Origin of the sequence: Mycobacterium sp. (assembly GCF_052145595.1) — a bacterium.
Classification (GTDB): domain Bacteria; phylum Actinomycetota; class Actinomycetes; order Mycobacteriales; family Mycobacteriaceae; genus Mycobacterium.
In genome coordinates this window covers 43,268-65,649 of sequence record NZ_JBKQOI010000081.1, presented here as the reverse complement: position 1 = coordinate 65,649, position 22,382 = coordinate 43,268, and the positions used below count along the sequence as shown (strand labels likewise).

Below are 22,382 nucleotides of genomic sequence, written 5' to 3'. Positions count from 1 at the left end.
GTTGACGGCCTGCTTCCGGTCAGCCCGAATCACGCCCCGAGTGTGAACTGAGCGACGCCAGGCGGCGCGTCGTGTCGCGTAGTTCACCGTCGGCACGCGGATGCTCAGAGGGGCTCGATGTCCAACCAGTGATCGATCTCGAATTGGTCCGCGACGGCGCGGATCGTCGCACCACCGTGACCGGGATAGTGCGCGGGTATCACGGCGGCCTTGGCCCAGGCGGCGTCGGTGAACATCCGGCGGCGGGCAACCGCGGCGGCGGAGGCGTCCACGTCAAATGCGCAGCAGTCGGCGGGTCGTCGCAGTTGCAGCGGGCTGTGGGTGAGATCGCCGACGAACACCGCCGGCTGACCCGCATCCAGCCACAGCACCGAGGAGCCCGGTGTGTGGCCGGGGGCGGGGCGCAGTCGCAGCGACGGGCTGATCTGGTGGTCATCCGACCATTGGACGAGCTGTCCTGCCTCGTCGACGGGCAAGACGCTGTCTGCGAACACGAGCTGGTTGCCGCGCTGCTGGGCCTCTTCGCCATCGGTGCGCGGCGTTTCGCGTCCGTCGGGAGCGAAGTAGCGGTAGTCGGCCGCGGGCGCCAGATATCGGGCGTTGGGAAACGTCGGTACCCAGGCGCCACTGATATCACCGTCGAGCATGGTGTTCCACCCGACGTGGTCGGAGTGGATGTGGGTGTTGACCACCACGTCCATGGCGTTGCGGTCGATGCCCGCTGACTGCAGGGCCGCGAGAAACCCGGTTTTCAGGTGATCCAGGGGTGGCATGTGCGGGCGCTGGCGATCGTTGCCGACGCCGGTGTCCACGATGACCGTCAGCCCGTCGACCTCGATGACCCAGCTCTGGATCGCGATGTGCCACTGATCGGTGGCGGGGTCGAAGAAATCGGGCACCAGCAGGTCGGCGTTGTCCCGCCACCCCGACGGCGGCGTCGCGGGGAAAAAGCGGGTCCCCAAGTCGAACTGAAGTTCCGGCACGCGCGCCACACTTGCGCGACCAAACTGGACCCGGGCCATCAAGCGTTGGTGCGCAGATAGCTGTAGACCATGCCGAAATTCCGGTTCACGTCCTCCGGGATGGGTACGGGGCCACCGAGAGCCCGTGCGCCCCAGACGATTTGAGCGGTGCGCTCGACCAGGGCGGTGACATGCAGAACCTTGTCGGGCCGGGGACCCACGGCCACCAGGCCATGGTTGGCGATCAGGGCGGCGGCGCGGCCCTCCAGCGCCTTGACCGCGTTGCCGCCGACCTCCGGGGTGCCGGACGCGGCATACTCGGTGCACCGGACGTCGCCGCCGCAGTAGACCGCGAACTCGTCGATGCACGCCGGAATCGGCTCGTGCGCAATGGCGAACATGGTCGCCCACACCGGATGACTGTGAATGACGCTGCCGATGTCGTCGAACGCGTGATAGCACGCCAGGTGCAGCTTCATCTCCGACGACGGCGACCGGCCGTCCGCGGCCTGCAGCATGGCGCCTTCCGGGTCGACCAGCACGAGGTCGTCGAGTTGCATGTCGCGATAGTCGACCGACGACGGCGTGATCACGATGTTGCCATCGGAGCGCCGCGCCGAGATGTTGCCGGCGGTGCCCTCGACCAGGCCCCGGCGCAGCATGTCCTTGGCCGCGTCCAGCACCGCGCTTTCCGGGTTGGCAGTGAATTTAGTGGACTCCACGGATGTCATGAGCCGAGCACCTCCGGGTTGACGATATGGGCCGGTGTTTTGCCGGACAGCAGCGCCTCCAGGTCGTCGGCCACCATCTGCGCCTGCCGCGCCTCAGTGTTCCACGTGGCGCCGCCGATGTGCGGCGTCAGGACGACGTTGGGCATGCCCACCAGCGGGTGATCGGTGGGCAGCCACTCGCCGGCGAAGTGGTCCAGGCCGGCGGCTGCCACCTTGCCGGCGCGCAACGCGTCGACGAGCGCGTCGGTGTCGTGCAGCTGGGCCCGGGCGGTGTTGAGGAAGACCACGCCGTCGCGCATGGCGTCGAACTGGCTGGCGCCGATCATCCCGACGGTCTGATCGGTGACCGGTGCGTGCAGGGAGACGACGTCAGCCTCGCCCAGCAGTGCGTCGAGGCTGTGACTTGCTTCGTCGTTGTACGGGTCGTGGGCGACGACCCGCAGGCCCAGCCCGGATAGCCGCCACCGCAACGCGCGCCCGACGGCGCCGAGGCCCACCAGCCCGGCGGTGAGGCCGGCTATCTCCCAACCGCGGAATCGCTGGTACGGGATGATGCCGTCGCGAAAAATGTTGCCGCTGCGGACATCCGCATCCGCGGTCACCAGGTGGCGAGTGGCGGCCAGCAGCAGCGCCACCGCCATCTCGGCGACCGCGTCGGCGTTGCGGGCCGGCGTGTTCAGCACCGGGATGCCGGCCGCGGTGGCCCCGGCGATGTCGACGTTGTTGGGGTCCCCACGGGTGGACGCGACCGCGCGCAACGGCAGGTCGAACACCGGACCGCGCACCGAGTCGCTCTCCACCACAACGACGTCGGCGGCCTCGGCGGTGATCCGCTCGACCAGCTGCTCGGCGCTGTAGATCCGCAGCGGGGCCGCATCTATCCAGGGGTCATAGACCACGTCGGCCAGCCGCTGCAGCTTGGCGAACCCCGGTCCCCGCAGCGGGGCCGTCACCAGGGCGCGCGGTCTTACCGTCACGAACCCCAATGCTGGCGTACGGTGACGCCCGTGTCACGTAAAGCCGTCACAATCGGCATCGACATCGGCAGCACCGCGGTCAAAGCGGTAGCCGCCGACGCCGACGGCCGCGTGAGGGCGCGGGCGCGGATTCCGCACGAGCTGCGGGTGCCGGCCCCCGACCGGCTGGAGCACGACGCCGACGAGGCGTGGCGGCGGGGTCCGCTGGCGGCCCTTGACCAGGTGCGCCGGCTGGCCCCCGGCCCTGACGTACGTGCGGTGGCCGTCTCGGCGATGGTGCCATCGATGACCGCCGTCGACCCCACGGGCAGGCCGATCACACCTGGCCTGTTGTACGGCGACGGCAGGGGACGGGCGCCGGGCGCCGATAACCAGCCGCTTCCGGCGCTGGGCGAGGCCGCCGAGTTTCTGCGCTGGACGGCCGCCCAGGCGCCCGATGCCGCCGGGTACTGGCCGGCGCCGGCGGTGGCCAACCACGCCCTGGCGGGCGAGGCGGTGATCGACGTCGCCACCGCCGCCACGGCGTTTCCCCTGTTCGACGGGACCGGCTGGAACCCGGCGGCATGCGCCGACCGCGGCGCGACGGTCGAGCAGATGCCGCGGGTGGAGACGATAGGGGCGGCCGCCGGGAGGGTACGGGGGACGGAGGCCGTGCTGGCGATCGGCGCGATCGACGCCCTGTGCGAGCAGATCGTGGCCGGCGCCGACAACGACGGCGACGTGCTGGTGCTGTGCGGCACCACGTTGATCGTGTGGACGACCATCCCGGAGGTGCGGCAGGTACCGGGTCTGTGGACGATTCCGCACACCGCCCCCGGGAAGAGCCAGATCGGCGGAGCCAGCAACGCGGGCGGGCTCTTCCTCGGCTGGGTCGATCGGGTCGTCGCACCGGCCGACCCAACGGGCGATCTCGAGGTCGATCCCCGCCGGGTACCGGTGTGGTCGCCCTACATACGCGGCGAACGCACGCCGTTCCACGACCCGGATCGCCGGGCGGTGGTCGACGCCCTGGATCTCACCCATGACGCTGCGTCGCTGCGCAGAGCCGCCTACGAGGCGTCCGGCTTCGTCGTCCGTCAGCTCATCGAGCTCAGCGGCGCTCCGGTGTCGCGCATCGTGGCCGCGGGAGGCGGCACCCGGGTCGGGCCGTGGATGCAGGCGATCGCCGACGCCACCGGGCGGCCGTTGGCGGTGTCCGGGGTAGCCGAGGGAGCGGCGCTGGGAGCGGCCTTCCTCGGGCGCATCGCGGCGGGTCTGGAAACCTCGATCGCCGATGCCGCTCGTTGGGCCTGCACCGAGCGCGTCGTGGAGCCCGATCCCGCGTGGGCGGCGGCGATCGAGGACCGCTACCAACGTTTCCTGGAGCTGGGAAACCGGAGATCTGGCGCGATCCCTTCGGCGGCGTTCTAGGCTGGTGCAATGACCGACCAGGACCGCAAAGCCGCCCGTCGAGAGATCGCAGACGCCCTGTTGAAAGCTCTCGAACGTCGGCATGAGGTACTCGACCTCATGGTGGAGTCCGAGAACACGGCGGCCGCGGTCGAGGCGATCGTCAGTTTGCTCGGCACGTCCCACGTGGGCGCCGAAGCGGTGATGGGCATGTCCTTCGATCGGCTCACCAAGGATTCGCGCAGGAAGATCCAGGCCGAGCTCGAGGACCTGAACAAACAGCTGAGCTTCACCCTCAAGGAGCGTCCGGCAAGCTCGGGGGAGACGCTCGAGCTTCGGCCATTCTCCGCCGAGGAGGACCGCGACATATTCGCCACCCGCACCGAGGACATGGGCGCCGCCGGTGATGGATCCGGCGGGCCGGCCGGCAAACTCGACGACGAGATCCGCGCGGCGCTGGGGCGGGTCGGCGACGAGGAGGCCGCGTGGTTTGTGGCCGTCGACTCCGGGCAGAAGGTCGGAATGGTGTTCGGCGAGCTGCTCCACGGCGAGGTGGACGTGCGGATCTGGATTCATCCCGATTACCGGAAGATGGGTTACGGCACCGCTGCGCTGCGCAAGTCGCGCTCGGAGATGGCGTGGTGTTTCCCCGCGGTGCCGCTGGTCGTCCGCACCCCGGCCGCCAAACCCTCCTAGCTCAGGCCAAGGCCGCGGTCACGTACTTGATATCGCCGAACGCGACCATGGACGGTTGGTCAGGGAACTCAAAACCGTTGTCGGCATACAGCTCCGGGGTGCTGCGCACGGTCGACCGCCAGCCGCGATCGGCCAGGTAGGCCACCACGTCGTTGCGCTCACCCACGTAGATCAGATCGGCCCAGTTCAGGTTCAGCCCCAGGCGCCGCCAGCGCTCACTCACCTCGCGGCCCCGCTTTTCGATGCGGTCGCGGATGTTCGGCACGTAGCCGGTGCCCAGCCTGCTGCCGGCGGCGCTCAGCGCGGTGATGTTGTCGAAGAGGCGGTCCTGTGCGTCCGGCGGCAGATACGCCAGCAGGCCCTCGGCGCTCCAGGCCGTCGGCGCGGTGGTGTCAAATCCGTTGTCACACAACGCGGCCGGCCAGTCGTCGCGCAGGTCGATCCCCACCGCACGGCGGTCGGCGGTCGGGGTTGCGCCCAGGTCCGCCAGCGTGCGGGTCTTGAACTCGATCACCTTGGGCTGGTCGACCTCGTAGACTACGGTCCCGGCCGGCCACGGCAGCCGGTACGCCCGGGTGTCCAGTCCGGAGGCCAGGATGACCGCCTGGCTTATGCCTGCTCCGGTCGCGTCGAGGAAGAAGGAGTCGAAGAACCGGGTGCGGACGGCCATGCCCTCGCTGAGTCGCTGCGGAGTGAACGCCGGGTCGTCATCGGCGGCGTCGATGTCACCGTTCATCATCCGGATGAAGGCGTCGACGCCGACAGCGTTCACCAGCGGCGCGGCGAAGGGATCGTCGATGAGTGGGTTCGGGCCCTTGGACGCCAGCGCGCGGCGGGCCGCCACCGCCGTGGCGGTAGCCCCCACGCTGGACGCCAGATCCCAACTGTCGCCCTCAAATCGCCGGGTATCGCCGGTGTCGGCGTTCCCCATTTCAAGCCCCATTGGAAACTCCTAGCGCAGCGTTGCGGTGAGCGCGACGATGTTGCGGAACTGAGCCAGCTCGTCGTCGTCGCGGAATTCGAGGCCGTAATCACCGAACAGATCCCTCCGCTTGCGGGCGGTGACATCCCAGCCTCGACCGGTCAGGTAGTCATCGACATTGCTGCGCTCGCCGTCAAAGAAAAGCCCCGACAGATCGATGTCACACCCGAATTTGGCCCACCTGTCATTGAACTCCTGCGCGCGTTGCGACATCGTCGGGCCGGACTCGGGATGGTATTCGGTGGCCAGCTTGCTGCCGGGAGCGCTGAGCTCGGTGATGTTGTCGAAGAGCCGGTCCTGGGCGTCGGGCGGCAGGTACATCAGCAGACCCTCGGCGCTCCACGAGGTTGGTTGCGTGGTGTCGAATCCGCTGCGGCGCAGTGCGGCAGGCCAGTCTTCACGCAGATCGATGCTGACGGTCCGCCGTTCCGCGGTCGGGGTGACGCCCAGGGTGGACATGGCGGCGCTCTTGAACTCAACGACCCTGGGCTGATCGACTTCGTAGACCGCACTGCCGGGCGGCCAGGCCAGCCGGTAGGCCCGCACGTCGAGGCCGGCGGCCAGAATCACCGATTGGCGAACACCGTCGCGCGCCGCGTTGAGGAAGAAATCGTCGAAGAAGCGGGTGCGCACCGCGATCGAGTCGGTCTCCAGCGCCATGTCCTTCTCGCTGCCGTCGTAGGCGTCGGACGGGACCCTTGATATTGGTAAGTCACCGTCGACCAGGCGGCGGAAGAAATCCAGGCCGACCGCGCGCACCAACTGCGCAGCGAACGGATCGTTGATGATCGGGTTGGCCCCACCGCTGGCCAGCGCGCGGGCCGCGGCGACCATCGTGGCCGTGGCGCCGACGCTGGAGGCCAGGTCCCAGCTGTCCTGATCGGTGCGTGTCATGGTGCTCCTACTTCGGCGGGGCAGCTTTCGATACTTAGCGAATGCAATGACCTAGCAGAACTCTACGCCTCGCGGCTGATGGCTTCCTGTGACTTTTTCGGGCCTTTCAGGGCGGTTGGACGGTAGCCCTTTACCGGACTTGCCCGGATCAGCTGTTAGTCTCGTACACGATTTGACGCGCGACGCCGTACGTCCTGGCCTGCGGGTGTTGGGCGCGTGATGCAGGGTGACCCCGGCTGCGCAGGAGGAATAGTGCTTTCGGCTTTCATCTCGTCGATGCGGACAGTCGACCTGAGACGGAAGATCCTCTTCACGCTTGGCATCGTCCTGCTCTATCGGCTCGGCGCCGCCCTGCCGTCCCCCGGCGTGAACTACCCCAACGTCCAGCAGTGCATCAAGGAGGCCAGCGGCGGCGAGGCAGGACAGATCTACTCGCTGATCAACCTGTTCTCCGGCGGTGCGCTGCTCAAGCTCACGGTCTTTGCCGTGGGGGTGATGCCCTACATCACTGCCAGCATCATCGTGCAGCTGCTCACCGTGGTCATTCCGCGGTTCGAGGAGTTGCGCAAAGAGGGTCAAGCAGGCCAAGCGAAAATGACCCAGTACACCCGCTACCTGGCCATCGCGCTGGCCATCCTGCAGGCCACCAGCATCGTGGCGCTGGCGGCCAACGGCGGACTGCTACAGGGCTGCTCGCTGGACATCATCGCCGACCAGAGCATCTTGACCCTGGTCGTCATCGTGCTGGTGATGACGAGCGGCGCGGCGCTGGTGATGTGGATGGGCGAGCTGATCACCGAGCGCGGCATCGGCAACGGCATGTCCCTGCTGATCTTCGTCGGCATCGCCGCGCGCATTCCGGCTGAAGGCAAGACCATCCTGGACAGCCGTGGCGGGGTCATCTTCGCCGCCGTCTGCGCCGCCGCGCTGGCCATCATCGTCGGCGTGGTGTTCGTCGAGCAGGGCCAGCGCCGGATCCCCGTGCAATACGCCAAGCGCATGGTGGGCCGGCGTATGTACGGCGGAACCTCGACATACCTCCCGCTCAAGGTCAACCAGGCCGGTGTTATCCCGGTCATCTTCGCGTCGTCACTGATCTACATTCCGCACCTGATCACCCAGCTGATCCGCAGCGGCAGCGGCGGCGTGCGAAACACGTGGTGGGACAAATTCGTCGGCACGTACCTGTCGGACCCGAGCGACCCGGTGTATATCGGCATCTACTTCGGGCTGATCATTTTCTTCACGTACTTCTACGTGTCGGTCACCTTCAATCCCGACGAGCGTGCCGACGAGATGAAGAAGTTCGGCGGCTTCATTCCGGGCATTCGGCCGGGTAAGCCGACCGCCGACTATCTGCGTTATGTGCTCAACCGGATTACCTTGCCGGGCTCGATCTACCTGGGCGTGATCGCGGTGCTGCCCAATCTGTTCCTTCAAATCGGCAACGGCGGAGGCGTCCAGAATTTGCCGTTCGGCGGTACTGCGGTTTTGATCATGATTGGCGTCGGTTTGGATACGGTCAAACAAATCGAGAGCCAACTCATGCAGCGCAACTACGAAGGGTTCCTCAAGTGAGAGTCGTTTTGCTGGGAGCGCCCGGGGCGGGCAAGGGGACGCAGGCCGAGAAGCTCGCCGAGAAGCTCGGGATCCCGCAAATCTCCACCGGCGAGCTATTCCGGAGCAACATCGGCAACGGGACCAAACTCGGCCTGGAGGCCAAGCGTTACCTGGACGCCGGCGACCTGGTGCCCTCCGACCTGACCAACCAGCTCGTCGACAACCGTCTCGACGATCCGGATGCGGCCAACGGTTTCATCCTGGACGGGTATCCGCGCTCGGTCGAGCAGGCCAAAGCGCTGCACGAAATGCTCGAACGCCGCGGCTGCGACATCGACGCGGTGGTGGAATTCCGCGTGTCGCAGGAGGAGTTGTTGGAACGGCTCAAAGCCCGTGGCCGCGCCGACGACACCGACGAGGTCATCCTTAACCGGATGAAGGTCTACCGCGACGAGACCGCGCCGCTGCTTGACTACTACCGCGACGAGTTGAAGACCGTCGATGCCGTCGGCACGGTGGATGAAGTGTTCGCCCGCGCGCTGCAAGCGCTGGGCAAGTAACCATGAGCGCGCTGGCGCGGCTGCGCAGTCGCAGGGTCGTGCCGCAGCGCAGTCCCGGTGAACTCGACGCGATGGCCGCGGCCGGCGCTGTGGTCGCCGCCGCGCTGCACGCGGTCCGTACGGCCGCGGTCTCCGGGACGTCGACGCTGAGCCTCGATCAAATCGCCGAGTCGGTGATCCGCGAAGCCGGCGCGATACCGTCGTTCCTGGGCTATCACGGCTACCCGGCGTCGATCTGCGCATCGGTCAACGACCGGGTGGTGCATGGCATCCCGTCCGCCGCGGAGATACTTGCACCGGGTGACCTGGTGTCCATCGACTGCGGCGCGGTGCTGGACGGCTGGCACGGTGATGCTGCGATCACCTTCGGGGTCGGGACGCTGGACGCGGCTGACAATGCGCTGTGCGATGCGACCAGGGAGTCGCTGGAAGCCGGAATCGCCGCGATGGTCGTCGGGAACCGGTTGACCGACGTCGCGCATGCCATCGAAATGGGTACGCGTGCGGCCGAGGCCCGCCACGGACGGTCGTTCGGGATCGTGGAGGGCTACGGGGGCCACGGAATCGGCCGGCACATGCACATGGACCCGTTCCTGCCCAACGAGGGCTCTCCCGGGCGAGGCCCGCTGCTGGCCCCGGGCTCGGTGCTGGCCATCGAACCGATGCTGACCCTGGGGACCAGCAAAACGATGGTCCTCGACGACGCATGGACGGTCACCACCGCCGACGGGACACGCGCGGCGCATTGGGAGCACACCGTCGCGGTAACCGACGCCGGACCGCGCATCCTCACCCTCGCTTGAACCAAGCACCTACTCGACTCGTGTCAATACGCGGGAGGTGATCAAGTGGCTCGTGTGGCCAGCACCGCGGCTACCGAAGCCGCTCTGATGAAGGCGCTCTACGACGAGCACGCCGCGGTTTTGTGGCGCTACGCGCTCCGGTTGACTGGGGACGCGAGCCAGGCCGAGGACGTCGTCCAGGAGACGCTGTTGCGAGCCTGGCAGCATCCGGAAGTGGTCGGCGACACAGAGCGGTCGGCGCGGGCGTGGTTGTTCACCGTCGCCCGCAACATGATCATCGACGACCGGCGCAGCGCGAGGTTCCGCAATGTCGTTGGTTCCCTGGACGAATCGGGCGCGCCCGAGCAGTCCACACCGGACGAGGTGAACGCGGCACTGGACCGGCTGCTGATAGCCGACGCGATGGCCCAATTGTCCGCCGAGCACCGGGCCGTGATCGAACGCTCGTACTACCGCGGTTGGACCACCGCGCAGATTGCTACAGACCTCGAGATCGCCGAAGGGACAGTGAAGTCGCGATTACACTATGCCGTGCGGGCATTGCGGCTCACTCTGCAGGAACTTGGAGTTACCCGATGAGTGGCTCCGAATACTTGAGGGGTGACAGGAGATGAATGAAATGACGACGCCGCTGCGGGGTATCGGCCCGCCCGGTGACCCCTATGTCATGTGGGATGCCGCATACGTGTTGGGGTCGCTATCCGCGGCCGACCGCCGCGAGTTCGAGGCGCACCTGGCCAGCTGCCCGGCATGCCGGGAGGCTGTCGCCGATCTGAGTGGTGTGCCGGCCCTGCTTTCGCAGCTTGGCCGTGAAGAAGTGGCCGCGATCGACGAGTCCGGCCGCGCCGCCCAGCCTTTGTCGGCGACACCCGAGATGTCGCCGCAATTGTTGCCGTCGTTGTTGGCAACGGTCCGTTGGCGGCGGCGCCGCACGCGGGTGGCGACCTGGGTGGCCTCGGCCGCCGCGGCCGCGGTGCTGGGGATCGGCGTGTTCGTTGGTATTCAGGGGTTTACCTCGACGCCCGCCCAGCAGATGACCGCGTCCTCGCAGCCGATGGCACAGATCGGTACCAACCTGCTGACCTCGACGGTGCAGCTGTCCGGCCAGCACTGGGGGACGTCCATCAACCTGCGATGCGTCTGCCTGGCTCCGCTGAATGCCCACCATGACACCCTGGCGATGGTCGTTGTGGGTCGCGACGGCAGCGAAACCCGGCTGGCGACCTGGGTGGCCGAACCCGGCCACACCGCGACGCCGGCGGGCAGCATCTCGACGCCGATCGACCAGATTGCCGCCGTGCAAGTGGTTTCCGCCGACAGCGGCCAGGTCCTGCTGCAGCGATCGCTGTAAAACCCGGTGAACTGAAGTCACCCGGCCGTCGTGTTACAGACATGCCCAGGAAGCAGCGGGTGGTCGACCACATAGTCGAACGCCTCGCGTCCCTCGGCGTCGACCACATCTTCGGTGTGGACGGCGCGAACATCGAGGACCTGTACGACGCCGCGCATTTCCGGTCCGACATCAAGGCGATACTGGCGAAGCACGAGTTCTCGGCTGCCACCATGGCCGACGGGTACAGCCGCAGCGGGGCCGGGCTGGGGGTGGTGGCCGCGACCTCAGGTGGCGGCGCGCTGAATCTCGTAGCGGCCCTGGGGGAGTCGCTGACCAGCCGGGTTCCGGTGTTGGCCTTGGTCGGTCAAACCGCCACAACCATGGACGGTCGGGGAAGCTTCCAGGACACCAGCGGCGACAACCGATCGCTGAACGCACAGGCCGTGTTTTCCGCGGTGTCGTTGTTCTGCGAGCGGGTGCTCACGCCGGCCGAAGTCGCGCCCGCGCTGTCGGAGGCCATCGCCGCGGCGCACACCGGCGGCCCCGCAGTGTTGTTGCTGCCCAAGGATATTCAGCAGGGATACCTGGCCTGCCAGCGCAATGGCTCCCGAATCGGGTTTGCCACCGGAGATCTGCGCCCCATCGGCGACCCCCAGCGGATCGTCGGAATACTGCGCAACGCGAACGGCCCGGTCACCATCATCGTCGGCGAGCAGGTGGCCCGCGACGACGCCCGGGCCGAGCTCGAAGCGCTGCGTGCCGTGTTGCGGGCGCGGGTGGCGACCGTGCCCGACGCCAAGGACGCTGCCGGGACACCGGGGTCCGGGTCGTCGTCTGCGCTCGGGGTGACCGGTGTCATGGGTCACCCGGGTGTGGCCGAAGCGGTGGCCGACAGCTCGGTGTGCCTGGTGGTCGGCACTCGACTGTCGGTCACCGCGCGTACCGGGCTCGACGACGGGCTGGCAGCGGCTCGTACCGTCTCAATAGGGTCGGCGCCGCCGTATGTTCCGTGCACCCACGTGCACACCGACAACCTGCGTGGCTCGCTGCGCATGCTGACCCAGGCACTGTCCGGACCGGGGCGGCCCACGGGCGTGCGGGTGCCGGATGTGGTGCAGCGCACCGAACTGACGCCCCCGCCTTGCGCGGGCCCAGGTGTGCGCTACCGCGACGCCATGGCGGTTCTCGACGGTTCCTTGCCCGACGGGGCGGACATCGTGGTCGACGCCGGCAACACCGGTGCCGCGGCGATCCACTACCTGCCGGCACGGCGGGACGGCAGATTTGCTGTCGCGCTGGGCATGGGCGGCATGGGCTATAGCTTCGGCGCCGGCATCGGGATGGCGTTCGGCCGCGCCAACAGCGGACGGCCCCGCGGTCGCACCGTGGTGATTGCCGGGGACGGAGCGTTTTTCATGCACGGCATGGAGGTGCATACCGCCGTGCATTACCGGCTTCCGGTGACGTTCGTGTTGTTCAACAACAATGCCCACGCCATGTGTGTGACTCGCGAGCAGCTGTTCTACGACGACCTGTACAGCTACAACCGATTTCGTTCCAGCCGGCTGGGTGCCGGCCTGGCGGCCATGTTCCCTGGGCTCACGTCCGTCGACGTCGCCGACCTGGACGGCTTCGCGGCCGCCATGCGCGCGGCGCTGGCCATCGACGGCCCCGCCGTGGTCAGTCTCGAATGCGCCGCCGACGAAATCCCCCCGTTCGCACCATTTTTGATTCCGACTGCAAAGGAGAACCGCGCCGATGTCTCTGCCAGCGCTTGACGATATTCGCACTCCCATCGATGGGGTGATCCGGATCGAAACCAGCCCGCGGGAAAAGGCCACCCCGATCATCATGGACATGATGCGATCGGTGTACCCGCACGATCAGGTCTTCGGCGAATACTGCACCGTCAACGATTACATCGACTGTCCGCCCGACGAGTTGTACGAGTATGTGGCCGACACCCGCAGCCTCGAGGAGTGGACGTACAGCCTGCGCGGTTTCACCCCCACCGACGAACCGGGCTTGTGGCTGGCCTACGACCGGCTCGGTTCGGAGACCAAGATCTACACCCGGACCATCGCCAACGAGCAGGCCCGGACCGTCGACTACCACTGCGCGTGGGATCAGGGCAAGCATCTGTGGATGATTTATCTGATGCGCGTCGTCGACGCCCAGGTGGTCCTCGACAAGCCCGGTTCGGTTGTGCTGTGGACGAATTGCCATCACCCGTTCTACGACCACAACCCGTATCCGGAGACCGCGCCGTCGCAGCGACCGGTGTGGGTCGGTGATTTCTGGGACATGTTCGGCGCCGGGCATCTGCTGGAGTTGAAGAATCTCAAGGCAATCGCCGAGTACCGCCACCGCAATGGGCTGCCGGTGACCCCTTTATGGATGCGGTGAGAACGCCATGAGCCAACCCACCGTCAGTCTGACCGACGTTTCCACCTATCTGCCCGGCGAGCCGATCCCGGCGGACTACTACGCGCAATTCGCCGAGTCCGACGACCTGCGTGACAGCGTCATGTTCCGCGCGCCCAAGTTCCGCCATCACGTCGCGCCGGACGAGAGCGCCATCGACATGGTGGAGCGTGCCACGCGGGGATTGATCGAACGGCACGGCTGCGACGTCATCGAAGGCGCGGACGTGCTGATCACCCACACCCAGGCACCCGACCTGCCATTCTATGGCGCGGGCGGGGGCATCGCGCACCGGCTGGGCATGCGGCCGTCCTGGGTGCTCGACCTGCACAACGGCGGGTGCGCCGCTTTCGTGTTGGCGCTCAACGTGGCTCGTCAGCTGTTGATGTCGGGCTCGGGACACACCGCGCTGATCGCCGTCGCGCAAAATGCTGCCGGCCAGGTCTTCGATCAGCCAGGAGTTCGCCGCAAGGCGCAGGCGGCGGTGCCCGGCGACGGCGCCGCAGTAGGGCTGGTCATGCTGTCCGACAAGTCACCCATTCTCGATATCGAGTGCCGCACCTACGGCGAATACCACGGTGAGATGACGCTGACCCCGGACCCGCCGCGCAAATGGTGGGCAGCGGGGAGCGGTGAGCTTTGCATCGGATTCACCGAAAGCAAGATCACCAAGGTGCTGGCCCGCGGCAACCGGCAGGTCCCGGAAGTGGCGCTGGCGGTCTGTGACCGAATCGGCCTGCCCGCCAAAGAGATCGATCTGCTGGTGACCAACCAGCCCAACCGGGCGTTTCTGCGCAATTGGCGGGAAGCGCTCGAATTGCCCCCCGAACGGCATCGGGACAGCTTTGACGAGTGCGGCAACTTGTTCGGTGCCGGGATCCCGATCAACTTCGACCGCGCTATATCCGACGGCCAGGTCAAGCCCGGCGATGTGGTCATGATGGCTGCCTTTGCCCACGCCGGCGACTTCGCCGGTGCGGCGGCGGTGCGCTGGGGCGGGCGAGGCTGATGCAATCCGTCCCGAGCCTTTTCGCCGGCGAGATCGATGACGCGTTTCCCAACGCGACCGATCAGCTTGCCTTGTCGCTCAACGAGAATCCGTTCCCGCCGCTGCCGGCGGTGCGGTCGGCGGTGATCCGCTCCATCTATGCGGCCAACCGCTATCCGGAGTTTCTGCCGGAACGGCTGCGCGGCCTGATCGCCGACCATATCGGGCTGCCTGCCGACCAGGTGGTGCTGGGTGCGGGCGCCACAGGTGTGGCGCTGCAAGCTCTGCAGGCACTGACCAGTCCGGGTGACGCGATAGCCATGGCGGCGCCGACCTTCGACGGTTATCCGATCCTCGCGCGGATGGCGCGGCTGAACTCGCTGGCCGTCCCCCTCGACCAGCACGGCCACAACGACCTCGACGGGCTGGCCGACGCCGCCGCGGATGCCCGCGTGGTGGTGGTGTGCCGGCCGCACAATCCGACCGGCACGCTGGAGCCCACAGCCGAGCTCCTGCGGTTCCTGCGCCGGGTGCCGCGCGACACCATCGTGTTGCTCGACGAGGCCTATATCGAATTCGCCGCGCCCGAGCACCGGATCGATGTTTCGGCGTTGGTTGCGCGTTTTCCCAACGTGGTGGTGGTGCGCACCTTCTCCAAAGCCTACGGGCTGGCCGGGCTGCGGATCGGTTACGGCCTGGCATCGCCGGAGCTGTCCCACGCGCTGTGGTCCCAGCAGCTGCCGTTCGGGATCGCGATCACCAGTTTGCTTGCGGTCACGGCCTCCTACAACGCCGAAGACCAACTGCTGCAACGGATCCAGGCGATCAATGCCGAGCGTCGCTACCTCCGGATGCGCCTGAGCGCATTGGGTATCTACGCCACCGACGCCCATGCGAACTTCATGTACCTGCCGTCGAGGGGTCGGCCGTGGCATGAGGTATTCGCCGACAGCGGACTCCATGTCCGCTGCTACGCCGACGGGGCCGCGCGGATTACTGTGGGCAACCGTGCGTCGACGCTGGCGGTGCTGTCGGCAATGGGAAAGGCCACGCTCAGGCCGCAAGTGCGGTAAGAAAGGGCGTGGCTGCCTCTCAAAAACGCGACCCAATCGCCGCAGCACGGGCCAACTGGGAGCGCGCCGGGTGGGGCGACGTGTCGCAGGGCATGGTCGCGGTCACCTCGGTGATGCGTGCGCATCAAATCCTGCTGGCCCGCGTCGAGGCTGCGCTGCGCCCCTACGACTTGAGTTTCTCCCGCTACGAGTTGCTGCGGCTGCTGGCGTTCACCCGGACAGGAGCGTTGCCGATCACCAAGGCGTCCGATCGGCTGCAGGTTCACGTCACCAGCGTGACCCACGCAATCCGCCGGCTAGAGGCCGATGGGCTGGTGCAGCGGGTGCCGCACCCCACCGACGGGCGGACGACGCTGGTGCAGATCACCGATCTCGGCCGCTCCACGGTCGAGGACGCCACTGTCACGCTCAACGAGCAGGTGTTCGCCGACATTGGAATAGACGCCGGCGAATCGCAAGCGCTGGTGTCATCGATCGAAACGTTGCGGCGCAACGCGGGCGACTTCTGACCCGTGGCGATCGCAAGCGCGGCGTAGCCAGGCGCGGCGGGTCGCCACCATCGGGCTCAGTTGCCGCGCAGCACCTCGATTACCGCGCTGAAGTCCAAGGCGCCGTGGTCGGCGGCGAACTTGGCGTAGATCGCGGCGGCGTGGGTGCCCAGCGGCGCCGCCGAACCGGTCGAGGCCACCGCATCCATCGCCAGGCCCAGGTCCTTGTTCATCAGCGCGGTCGCAAAGCCCGGCTTGAAGTCGTTGTTGGCCGGCGATGTCGGGACCGGGCCCGGCACCGGGCAATTGGTGTGCACCGCCCAGCAATTGCCGGTCGCACCGGTGATGACGTCGAACAGTGATTGGGCCGACAGCCCGAGCTTCTCGGCCAGCACGAACGCCTCCCCGATCACGATCTGCTGCACCGCCAGCACCATGTTGTTGCACACCTTGGCGGCCTGCCCGGCCCCGGCCGCGCCGCAGTGAATGACCTTGCCCGCCATGGGTTCCAGCACCGGACGCGCTCGCTGCAGCGCGGCCTCGTCGCCGCCAACCATGAACGCCAGCGTCCCCGCAACGGCACCCTTCACCCCGCCGGAGACCGGCGCGTCCAGCTGCGAAACCTCGTGCGACTCCGCCAGCGAGTGCACCTCGCGGGCGTCGTTGACCGAGATCGTGGAGCTGTCGATGAACAGCGCGCCGGATCGCGCGGCGGGCAGAATCTCGGCGTAGCAGCGTTTGACCAACTCGCCGTTGGGCAGCATGGTGATGACCGCGTCGGCCTCCGCCACGGCGTCGGCCGCGCTGTCGAATGTCGTGACCCCGTTGGCGGCCGCGGCGCTCGCCGCGGCGGGGACCGGGTCGAACCCGCGCACGGCATGGCCGGCGGCAACCAGATTCGCCGACATGGGCCCGCCCATGTTGCCCAGTCCAAGGAACGCGATCTTGAGAGGCTCGGTCATGGGGCCCTTTTCCTAAGCGGTGCTGCGGAACCGCGCGGCCTCGGCCCGGCCGATGACCACCCGCATGATTTCGTTGGTCCCTTCCAGGATTCGATGCACCCGCAAGTCGCGGACGATCTTCTCGAGACCATACTCGCGCAGGTAGCCGTAGCCGCCGTGCAGCTGCAAGGCCTTGTCGGCGACCTCGAAGCACGTGTCGGTGACATAGCGTTTGGCCATCGCGCACAGCTCGACCTTGTCGGGGTCGTTGGCGTCCAACGCACTTGCGGCCCGCCACAACATCAATCGCGACGTCTGCAGCCCGGTGGCCATGTCGGCCAGGGTGAACCGGACGGTCGGCTCGTCGAGCAGTGCGGAGCCGAACGCCTGCCGTTCCCGCACATAGGCTCCCGCTTTGTCGAACGCGGCCTGGGCGCCGCCGAGCGAGCACGCCGCGATGTTCAGCCGGCCGCCGTTGAGACCGTTCATCGCGATGCCGAAGCCGGCACCCTCGCCGTCCGCGCCACCCAGCATCGCGTCGGCGGGCACCCGCACCCCATCCAGGATCACCTGCGCGGTGGGTTGCGCGTGCCAGCCCATCTTCTCTTCGAGCGCACCGAAACTTATTCCGGGAGTGCCTTTTTCGATGACGAAGGCCGATATGCCGCGCGGTCCGGTTTTTTCGGGACCGCCCGTGCGGGCCATCACCACGTAGACGTCCGAGGCCCCCGCGCCGGAGATGAACTGTTTGACGCCGTCGAGCACGTAGTCGCCACCCTGCTTGACGGCGCGGGTGCTCAGCGCGCTGGCGTCGGAGCCGGCGCCCGGCTCGGTCAGGCAGTAGCTGGCGATGACATCCATCGAGGCCAGCCGCGGAACCCAGACCTTGCGCTGTTCGGCGGTGCCGAACGAGTCGATCATCCACGCGCACATGTTGTGGATGGACAGGAACGCGGCGGTGACCGGGTCGGCGATCGCCAACTGTTCGAAAATGCGGACTCCGTCGAGCCGACGCAGCCCGCTGCCGCCGACGTCGTCGCGGCAGTAGATCGCCGCCATGCCGAGTTCGGCGGACTCGCGCAGCACGTCGGTCGGAAAATGCTTGGTGGAATCCCACTCGAGGGCGTGCGGTGCAAGGCGTTTGGCGGCGAACGCGGCGGCCGTCTCGGTGATGACCCGTTCGTCGTCGTTCAGGGCGAATAAGTCCATGAGGCGTCCGGCGCTAATTCATTGTCGGAATGACGAATTCGGCGCCGTCCTTGATGCCGGACGGCCACCGCGACGTGACGGTCTTGACCTTGGTGTAGAACTGGATCGATGTCGGGCCGTGCTGGTTGAGATCGCCGAAGCCGGAGCGCTTCCAACCGCCGAACGTGTGGTAGGCCACCGGGACCGGGATCGGCACGTTGACACCGACCATCCCCACCTGCACCCGGGACACGAAATCACGCGCGGTGTCGCCGTCGCGGGTGAACACCGCCACGCCGTTGCCGTACTCGTGCTCCGACGGCAGCCGCAACGCCTCTTCGTAGTCGTGGGCACGCACCATGCACAGCACGGGCCCGAAGATCTCGTCGGTGTAGATCGACATGTCGGGGGTGACGTGGTCGAACAGGGTCGGCCCGATGAAAAAGCCGCCCTCCAGGTTGGCGTCCCCGAACGTGAGGTCGTCGCTGGCCCGCTCGCGACCGTCGATGACCAGTTCGGCGCCCGCTTCGACGCCCTGGCCGATGTAGTCGCGTACCCGTGCCAGGGCGGCCTCGGTGACCAGCGGACCGTAGTCGGCCTTGGGGTCCAGGCTGTGGCCCACCCGCAGGTTGTTGATCCGCTCGACGAGCCTGGCGCGCAACCGTTCCGCGGTTTGTTCGCCGACGGGCACCGCGACGCTGATCGCCATGCAACGTTCACCGGCGCTGCCGTACCCGGCGCCGATCAGCGCGTCGACGGCCTGGTCGAGGTCGGCGTCGGGCATCACGATCATGTGGTTCTTGGCGCCGCCGAAGCATTGTGACCGCTTGTCGGTGGCCGCGGCCGTGGAGTAGATGTAGTGGGCGATGTCGGAGCTGCCGACGAAACCGACGGCCTTGATGTCGGGGTGGTGCAGGATCGCGTCGACGGCTTCCTTGTCGCCGTGTACGACCTGGAACACGCCCGGCGGCAGGCCGGCCTCGATGAACAGCTCGGCCAGTCGCACCGGGACCGACGGGTCACGCTCACTTGGCTTGAGCACGAACGCATTTCCACAGGCAAGGGCGGGCCCGGCTTTCCACAGCGGTATCATCGCCGGGAAGTTGAACGGGGTAATGCCCGCGACCACGCCCAGGGGCTGGCGCAGCGAGTAGACGTCGATGCCCGGCCCGGCACCCTCGCTGTACTCGCCCTTGAGCAGATGCGGAATCCCCATGCAGAACTCGATCACCTCGATGCCGCGCTGGATGTCGCCCTGTGCGTCGGCCACCGTCTTGCCGTGCTCGAGAGACAGCAGCTCAGCAAGCTCGGCGTTATGGTCGTTGACCAGCTCGATGAACCGCATCATCACCCGGGCGCGGCGCTGCGGATTCCACGCGGCCCAGCCCTTCTGGGCCTCGACGGCCGATGCCACCGCCGCGTCAACGTCCGCCTTGCCGGCCATCTGTACCTTCGCCTGCACCTGCCCGGTGCTCGGGTTGAACACGTCGGCAGTGCGGGTGGACTGGCCGGCGGTGCGCTTCCCATCGATGAAGTGCGGGATCTGTGTGGTCATGGGTGTCCTCGAGTGTCGGTTACGGCGCGCAAGCGAATACTTGCATATCCTAGTAAATCGACCCAGACGTTGGCAAGGTGGGTTAGCCTGGACAGCCGTATGCACACCATCGAGGCCGACTACCTCGTCGTCGGCGCGGGCGCCATGGGCATGGCGTTCATCGACACGCTGGTTTCTGAGACTCAGGCAAGCGTGGTGGTGGTGGACCGCAACCACCAGCCGGGCGGGCACTGGACTACGGCCTACCCGTTCGTGCGGCTGCACCAGCCCTCGGCGTTCTACGGCGTCAACTCGCTGCACCTCGGCAGCGACGCCATCGACCAAGTCGGCTGGAACAAGGGGCTCTACGAATTGGCGACCGCCGGTGAAGTCTGCGCCTACTACGACCACGTCATGGGCCGGCAGTTGCTACCGACCGGGCGGGTCTCCTACTTCCCGATGACCGAATACCTCGGTGCGGGCCGCTTCAGGACGCTGGCCGGGACCGAATACGCCGTCGACGTGGCGCGCCGCGTCGTCGACGCCACCTATATGCGCGTCATGGTCCCCTCGATGCGCCCGCCGCCCTACCGGGTTGCGACAGGCGTCCGGTGCGTCCCGCCGAACGACCTGCCGAGGCTTGCCGCCCACGAGCGCTATGTCATCGTCGGGGCCGGCAAGACGGGCATTGACACCTGTCTTTGGCTGCTGAGCCAGGGCATCGCGCCGGACCGGCTGACCTGGATCATGCCTCGCGATTCCTGGTTGCTGGATCGCGCGACGATCCAGCCCGGCTCGTTGTTCGCCGACCGGATCAAGGCCAGCTTCACCGCGCGACTGCGGGCCATCAGGGACGCGGCGTCGGTCGAGGATCTGTTTTGTCGTCTGGAGGATGCCGGTGCCCTGTTGCGGATTGATCCGGCCGTCCGGCCCACCATGTATCGCTGCGCGACCGTCACCCAGACCGAACTGGAGCAGCTGCGCCGCATCACCGACGTGGTGCGCAGGGGCCACCTGCTGCGTATCGACGCCGACAAGATGGTCCTCGACGGTGGCGCCGTAGCCATGGACGGTGGCGCCCTGTACATCGACTGCACCGCGGACGGCGCCGAGAAGCGTTCTGCCACACCGATTTTCGATACCGGGCGCATCACGCTACAAAGTGTGCGCGGGTGCCAACAAGTATTCAGCGCGGCGCTGGCCGCCCACGTCGAAGCGGCTTACCCCGATGACACCGTGAAAAACCAGCTTTGCGTGCCGTTGCCGCACCCCGACACCGACCTGGACTGGTTACGCATCACGCTGGCCGACTTCGGCAATCAGTTGCGCTGGCTCGATGACCCGGACTTGACCGCCTGGCTCTCCGCGGCGCGCCTGGACTTTCTCGGACATCTGATGGGCAATTCGCCGGCGCCGGCGTCGGCGAAGCCCCGGGTGCGGGACCGGATACTGAGAATGACCAAATCGGCGTTATCGGCCACCGCTGCGAAACTGGAGCAGTTGATGGTGGACCCTATGGCCGACCAAGCCGCGCTTGCCGCGCCCTGACTTGTAACCCGGGCTGATATTGATCGGTGAAGGAGGGACGTGGCGGCACAAAACGATCCCGTCGGCCCGCGACCACTGCGCGCGGTCCCCGACGACGGCTACACCGACTGGGAAGCGGTGTACCAGGACAACGTGGCCTGGGTATACCGCACGCTGTTCGCCCGGGTCGGCAATCGGGCCGACGCCGAGGACCTCACCGCCGAAGTATTCCTTGCCGCGCTGCGGCCGCTGCGCCTGACCGCCAGCGTCGGCGAAGTCCGCGCATACCTTCGGGCCACGGCCCGAACGGTGCTGGCCGCGCATTGGCGCGAGACCATGGGCCGAGAGATAACCTCGATCGAGGACATCGAACAACCACCCGATAGCGAGGAAGCGATAAGCACCGCACCGCAACGTGTCGCGCAGGTTCTCGACAATCTGCCCGACCGCTATCGCCAAATTCTGGAACTGCGTTTCTTGCAAAACAATTCGATCAAGGAGTCTGCCGCCGAACTCGGGATCAGCGTGGCCAACGCCAAAGTGCTCCAACACCGCGCTCTGCGACTGGCGGCGCAGGTCAACGATGGAGGACGGCCATGAACGCGCGAGGGTTGCGGCGCTACGTCGACGATCTGCTGCGGGGTCGCCGGCCCAAGCCGTTCGCGCCCGACGACTTCGAGGCGGCGCAGATCCGGACGGCGATCGAGCTACGAGCGGCCCGACAGGGCTCTGATGTGGCCGACGCCCCGGGTCAGGAATTCCTCACCGACCTACACCGTCGTCTCGCGGGGCAGATGTCCGGCACACCACCGAAAGTGGCGCCGAAGCAAAACACGACGCGGCGCCAGGTCATGGTCGGCACGTCGGCCGCCGCGGCCGCCGCGGTCGCCGCGGTCTCCATCGATCGGGCCGTGCTGGGGAGCCCCGTCGAAGGCCCCGCCCCTGATGTTGCGGCGGGGGAGCTCACGCCCAGCGACGGAAGCTGGCAGCGAGTCGCGGCCAGCTCGGACGTGCCCGACGGGGTCATGCACCCCTTCGATCTCGGCTCGGTCAACGGATTCGTCCGACGGGTGGACGGCAAACCCCAGGCCGTATCCGGGGTGTGCACGCATCAAGGATGCCGGTTGTGGTTCGACGCGTCCGATGACGCGCTGCGCTGCCCCTGCCACTCGACGTCGTTCGCGCCCACCGGACAGGTGCTCACCCACCAGTTGCCGATCGCTCCGAAGCCATTGCCCAGGTTGATGGTTCGCGAGGCCAACGGGGTGATCGAGGTGTTCGCCCCGGCGCGGCCCGGCGAGCCGGCCTGAGCGGTGTAACCCGGCGCCATAT

General features: G+C 67.3%; 23 protein-coding genes. 15 read left to right on the top strand and 8 right to left on the bottom strand.

The window, feature by feature from the left end; translation table 11 throughout:
• Positions 1-104: 104 nt before the first annotated feature.
• From ACLP4W_RS06730 to ACLP4W_RS06720, 3 genes are read right to left on the bottom strand one after another with little or no spacing between them, the layout of a single operon-like run.
• The gene (locus ACLP4W_RS06730) at positions 105-1,022 is read right to left on the bottom strand and encodes an MBL fold metallo-hydrolase (RefSeq protein WP_442385340.1); all 918 of its coding nucleotides are present in this window, start codon (positions 1,020-1,022) and stop codon (positions 105-107) included.
• Positions 1,022-1,693 (bottom strand): L-fuculose-phosphate aldolase, encoded by a 672-nt coding sequence (locus tag ACLP4W_RS06725; protein ID WP_442385338.1) that lies wholly within the window; start codon positions 1,691-1,693, stop codon positions 1,022-1,024. Before ACLP4W_RS06725 ends, ACLP4W_RS06730 begins: the two co-directional genes overlap by 1 nt.
• Positions 1,690-2,670, bottom strand: coding sequence for an NAD(P)-dependent oxidoreductase (locus ACLP4W_RS06720; protein WP_442385336.1), 981 nt, complete (start codon positions 2,668-2,670; stop codon positions 1,690-1,692). Before ACLP4W_RS06720 ends, ACLP4W_RS06725 begins: the two co-directional genes overlap by 4 nt.
• Positions 2,671-2,700: 30 nt before the next feature.
• On the opposite strand from ACLP4W_RS06720, the gene ACLP4W_RS06715 reads away from it, so the two are divergent.
• On the top strand, positions 2,701-4,080 hold the full coding sequence (locus ACLP4W_RS06715; RefSeq protein WP_442385334.1) for a xylulokinase: 1,380 nt from the start codon (positions 2,701-2,703) through the stop codon (positions 4,078-4,080).
• Between the two features lie 9 nt (positions 4,081-4,089).
• Positions 4,090-4,755 carry a GNAT family N-acetyltransferase gene (locus ACLP4W_RS06710; protein ID WP_442385332.1) on the top strand — a complete coding sequence of 222 codons (666 nt, stop codon included), beginning with the start codon at positions 4,090-4,092 and terminating at the stop codon, positions 4,753-4,755.
• A 1-nt stretch (position 4,756) separates the two neighbouring features.
• Here ACLP4W_RS06710 and ACLP4W_RS06705 read toward each other — a convergent pair whose 3' ends face one another.
• On the bottom strand, positions 4,757-5,698 hold the full coding sequence (locus tag ACLP4W_RS06705; RefSeq protein ID WP_442385330.1) for a class I SAM-dependent methyltransferase: 942 nt from the start codon (positions 5,696-5,698) through the stop codon (positions 4,757-4,759).
• 9 nt (positions 5,699-5,707) lie between these two features.
• Positions 5,708-6,631: a class I SAM-dependent methyltransferase gene (locus ACLP4W_RS06700; RefSeq protein WP_442385328.1), complete on the bottom strand. Its 924-nt coding sequence runs from the start codon at positions 6,629-6,631 to the stop codon at positions 5,708-5,710.
• Positions 6,632-6,883: 252 nt separating this feature from the next.
• Here ACLP4W_RS06700 and secY point away from each other — a divergent pair, with 252 nt between their 5' ends.
• Genes secY through ACLP4W_RS06650 form a run of 10 tightly spaced genes read left to right on the top strand, consistent with a single transcriptional unit; the run spans position 6,884 to position 15,881 of the window.
• Positions 6,884-8,209, top strand: coding sequence for a preprotein translocase subunit SecY (secY, locus tag ACLP4W_RS06695; RefSeq protein ID WP_442385326.1), 1,326 nt, complete (start codon positions 6,884-6,886; stop codon positions 8,207-8,209).
• A complete protein-coding gene (locus ACLP4W_RS06690; protein ID WP_442385324.1) occupies positions 8,206-8,751 on the top strand; it encodes an adenylate kinase in 546 nt (181 codons plus the stop codon). The genes secY and ACLP4W_RS06690 overlap by 4 nt, the downstream gene beginning before the upstream one ends.
• A 2-nt stretch (positions 8,752-8,753) precedes the next feature.
• Positions 8,754-9,554, top strand: coding sequence for a type I methionyl aminopeptidase (gene map, locus ACLP4W_RS06685; RefSeq protein WP_442385322.1), 801 nt, complete (start codon positions 8,754-8,756; stop codon positions 9,552-9,554).
• A 45-nt stretch (positions 9,555-9,599) separates the two neighbouring features.
• Entirely contained in the window at positions 9,600-10,133 is a 534-nt protein-coding gene (locus tag ACLP4W_RS06680; protein ID WP_442385320.1) for a sigma-70 family RNA polymerase sigma factor, read from the top strand.
• Positions 10,134-10,173: 40 nt separating this feature from the next.
• On the top strand, positions 10,174-10,905 hold the full coding sequence (locus tag ACLP4W_RS06675; RefSeq protein ID WP_442385318.1) for an anti-sigma factor family protein: 732 nt from the start codon (positions 10,174-10,176) through the stop codon (positions 10,903-10,905).
• Positions 10,906-10,946: 41 nt separating this feature from the next.
• Positions 10,947-12,665, top strand: coding sequence for a thiamine pyrophosphate-binding protein (locus ACLP4W_RS06670; RefSeq protein ID WP_442385316.1), 1,719 nt, complete (start codon positions 10,947-10,949; stop codon positions 12,663-12,665).
• Complete coding sequence (locus ACLP4W_RS06665) at positions 12,646-13,293, top strand: SRPBCC family protein (RefSeq protein ID WP_442385314.1); 648 nt, start codon at positions 12,646-12,648, stop codon at positions 13,291-13,293. The genes ACLP4W_RS06670 and ACLP4W_RS06665 overlap by 20 nt, the downstream gene beginning before the upstream one ends.
• Before the next feature lie 7 nt (positions 13,294-13,300).
• Positions 13,301-14,320, top strand: a complete 1,020-nt coding sequence (locus tag ACLP4W_RS06660; RefSeq protein WP_442385312.1) for a 3-oxoacyl-ACP synthase III family protein — start codon at positions 13,301-13,303, stop codon at positions 14,318-14,320.
• On the top strand, positions 14,320-15,372 hold the full coding sequence (locus ACLP4W_RS06655) for an aminotransferase class I/II-fold pyridoxal phosphate-dependent enzyme (protein WP_442385310.1): 1,053 nt from the start codon (positions 14,320-14,322) through the stop codon (positions 15,370-15,372). Before ACLP4W_RS06660 ends, ACLP4W_RS06655 begins: the two co-directional genes overlap by 1 nt.
• 8 nt (positions 15,373-15,380) lie before the next feature.
• Positions 15,381-15,881, top strand: coding sequence for a MarR family transcriptional regulator (locus tag ACLP4W_RS06650; RefSeq protein WP_442385308.1), 501 nt, complete (start codon positions 15,381-15,383; stop codon positions 15,879-15,881).
• Between the two features lie 56 nt (positions 15,882-15,937).
• Here the strand turns inward: ACLP4W_RS06650 and mmsB are convergent, their stop codons facing one another.
• Genes mmsB through ACLP4W_RS06635 form a run of 3 tightly spaced genes read right to left on the bottom strand, consistent with a single transcriptional unit; the run spans position 15,938 to position 19,544 of the window.
• A complete protein-coding gene (gene mmsB, locus ACLP4W_RS06645) occupies positions 15,938-16,822 on the bottom strand; it encodes a 3-hydroxyisobutyrate dehydrogenase (protein ID WP_442385306.1) in 885 nt (294 codons plus the stop codon).
• A gap of 12 nt (positions 16,823-16,834) precedes the next feature.
• Positions 16,835-18,010, bottom strand: coding sequence for an isobutyryl-CoA dehydrogenase (locus ACLP4W_RS06640; RefSeq protein WP_442385304.1), 1,176 nt, complete (start codon positions 18,008-18,010; stop codon positions 16,835-16,837).
• Positions 18,011-18,023: 13 nt separating this feature from the next.
• Positions 18,024-19,544 carry a CoA-acylating methylmalonate-semialdehyde dehydrogenase gene (locus ACLP4W_RS06635; protein ID WP_442385302.1) on the bottom strand — a complete coding sequence of 507 codons (1,521 nt, stop codon included), beginning with the start codon at positions 19,542-19,544 and terminating at the stop codon, positions 18,024-18,026.
• Between the two features lie 99 nt (positions 19,545-19,643).
• Here ACLP4W_RS06635 and ACLP4W_RS06630 point away from each other — a divergent pair, with 99 nt between their 5' ends.
• From ACLP4W_RS06630 to ACLP4W_RS06620, 3 genes are read left to right on the top strand one after another with little or no spacing between them, the layout of a single operon-like run.
• Positions 19,644-21,071: an NAD(P)-binding protein gene (locus ACLP4W_RS06630; protein ID WP_442385300.1), complete on the top strand. Its 1,428-nt coding sequence runs from the start codon at positions 19,644-19,646 to the stop codon at positions 21,069-21,071.
• Positions 21,072-21,110: 39 nt separating this feature from the next.
• Positions 21,111-21,650 (top strand): RNA polymerase sigma factor, encoded by a 540-nt coding sequence (locus ACLP4W_RS06625; protein ID WP_442385298.1) that lies wholly within the window; start codon positions 21,111-21,113, stop codon positions 21,648-21,650.
• Positions 21,647-22,360: a Rieske (2Fe-2S) protein gene (locus tag ACLP4W_RS06620; RefSeq protein ID WP_442385296.1), complete on the top strand. Its 714-nt coding sequence runs from the start codon at positions 21,647-21,649 to the stop codon at positions 22,358-22,360. Before ACLP4W_RS06625 ends, ACLP4W_RS06620 begins: the two co-directional genes overlap by 4 nt.
• Positions 22,361-22,382 lie beyond the last annotated feature (22 nt).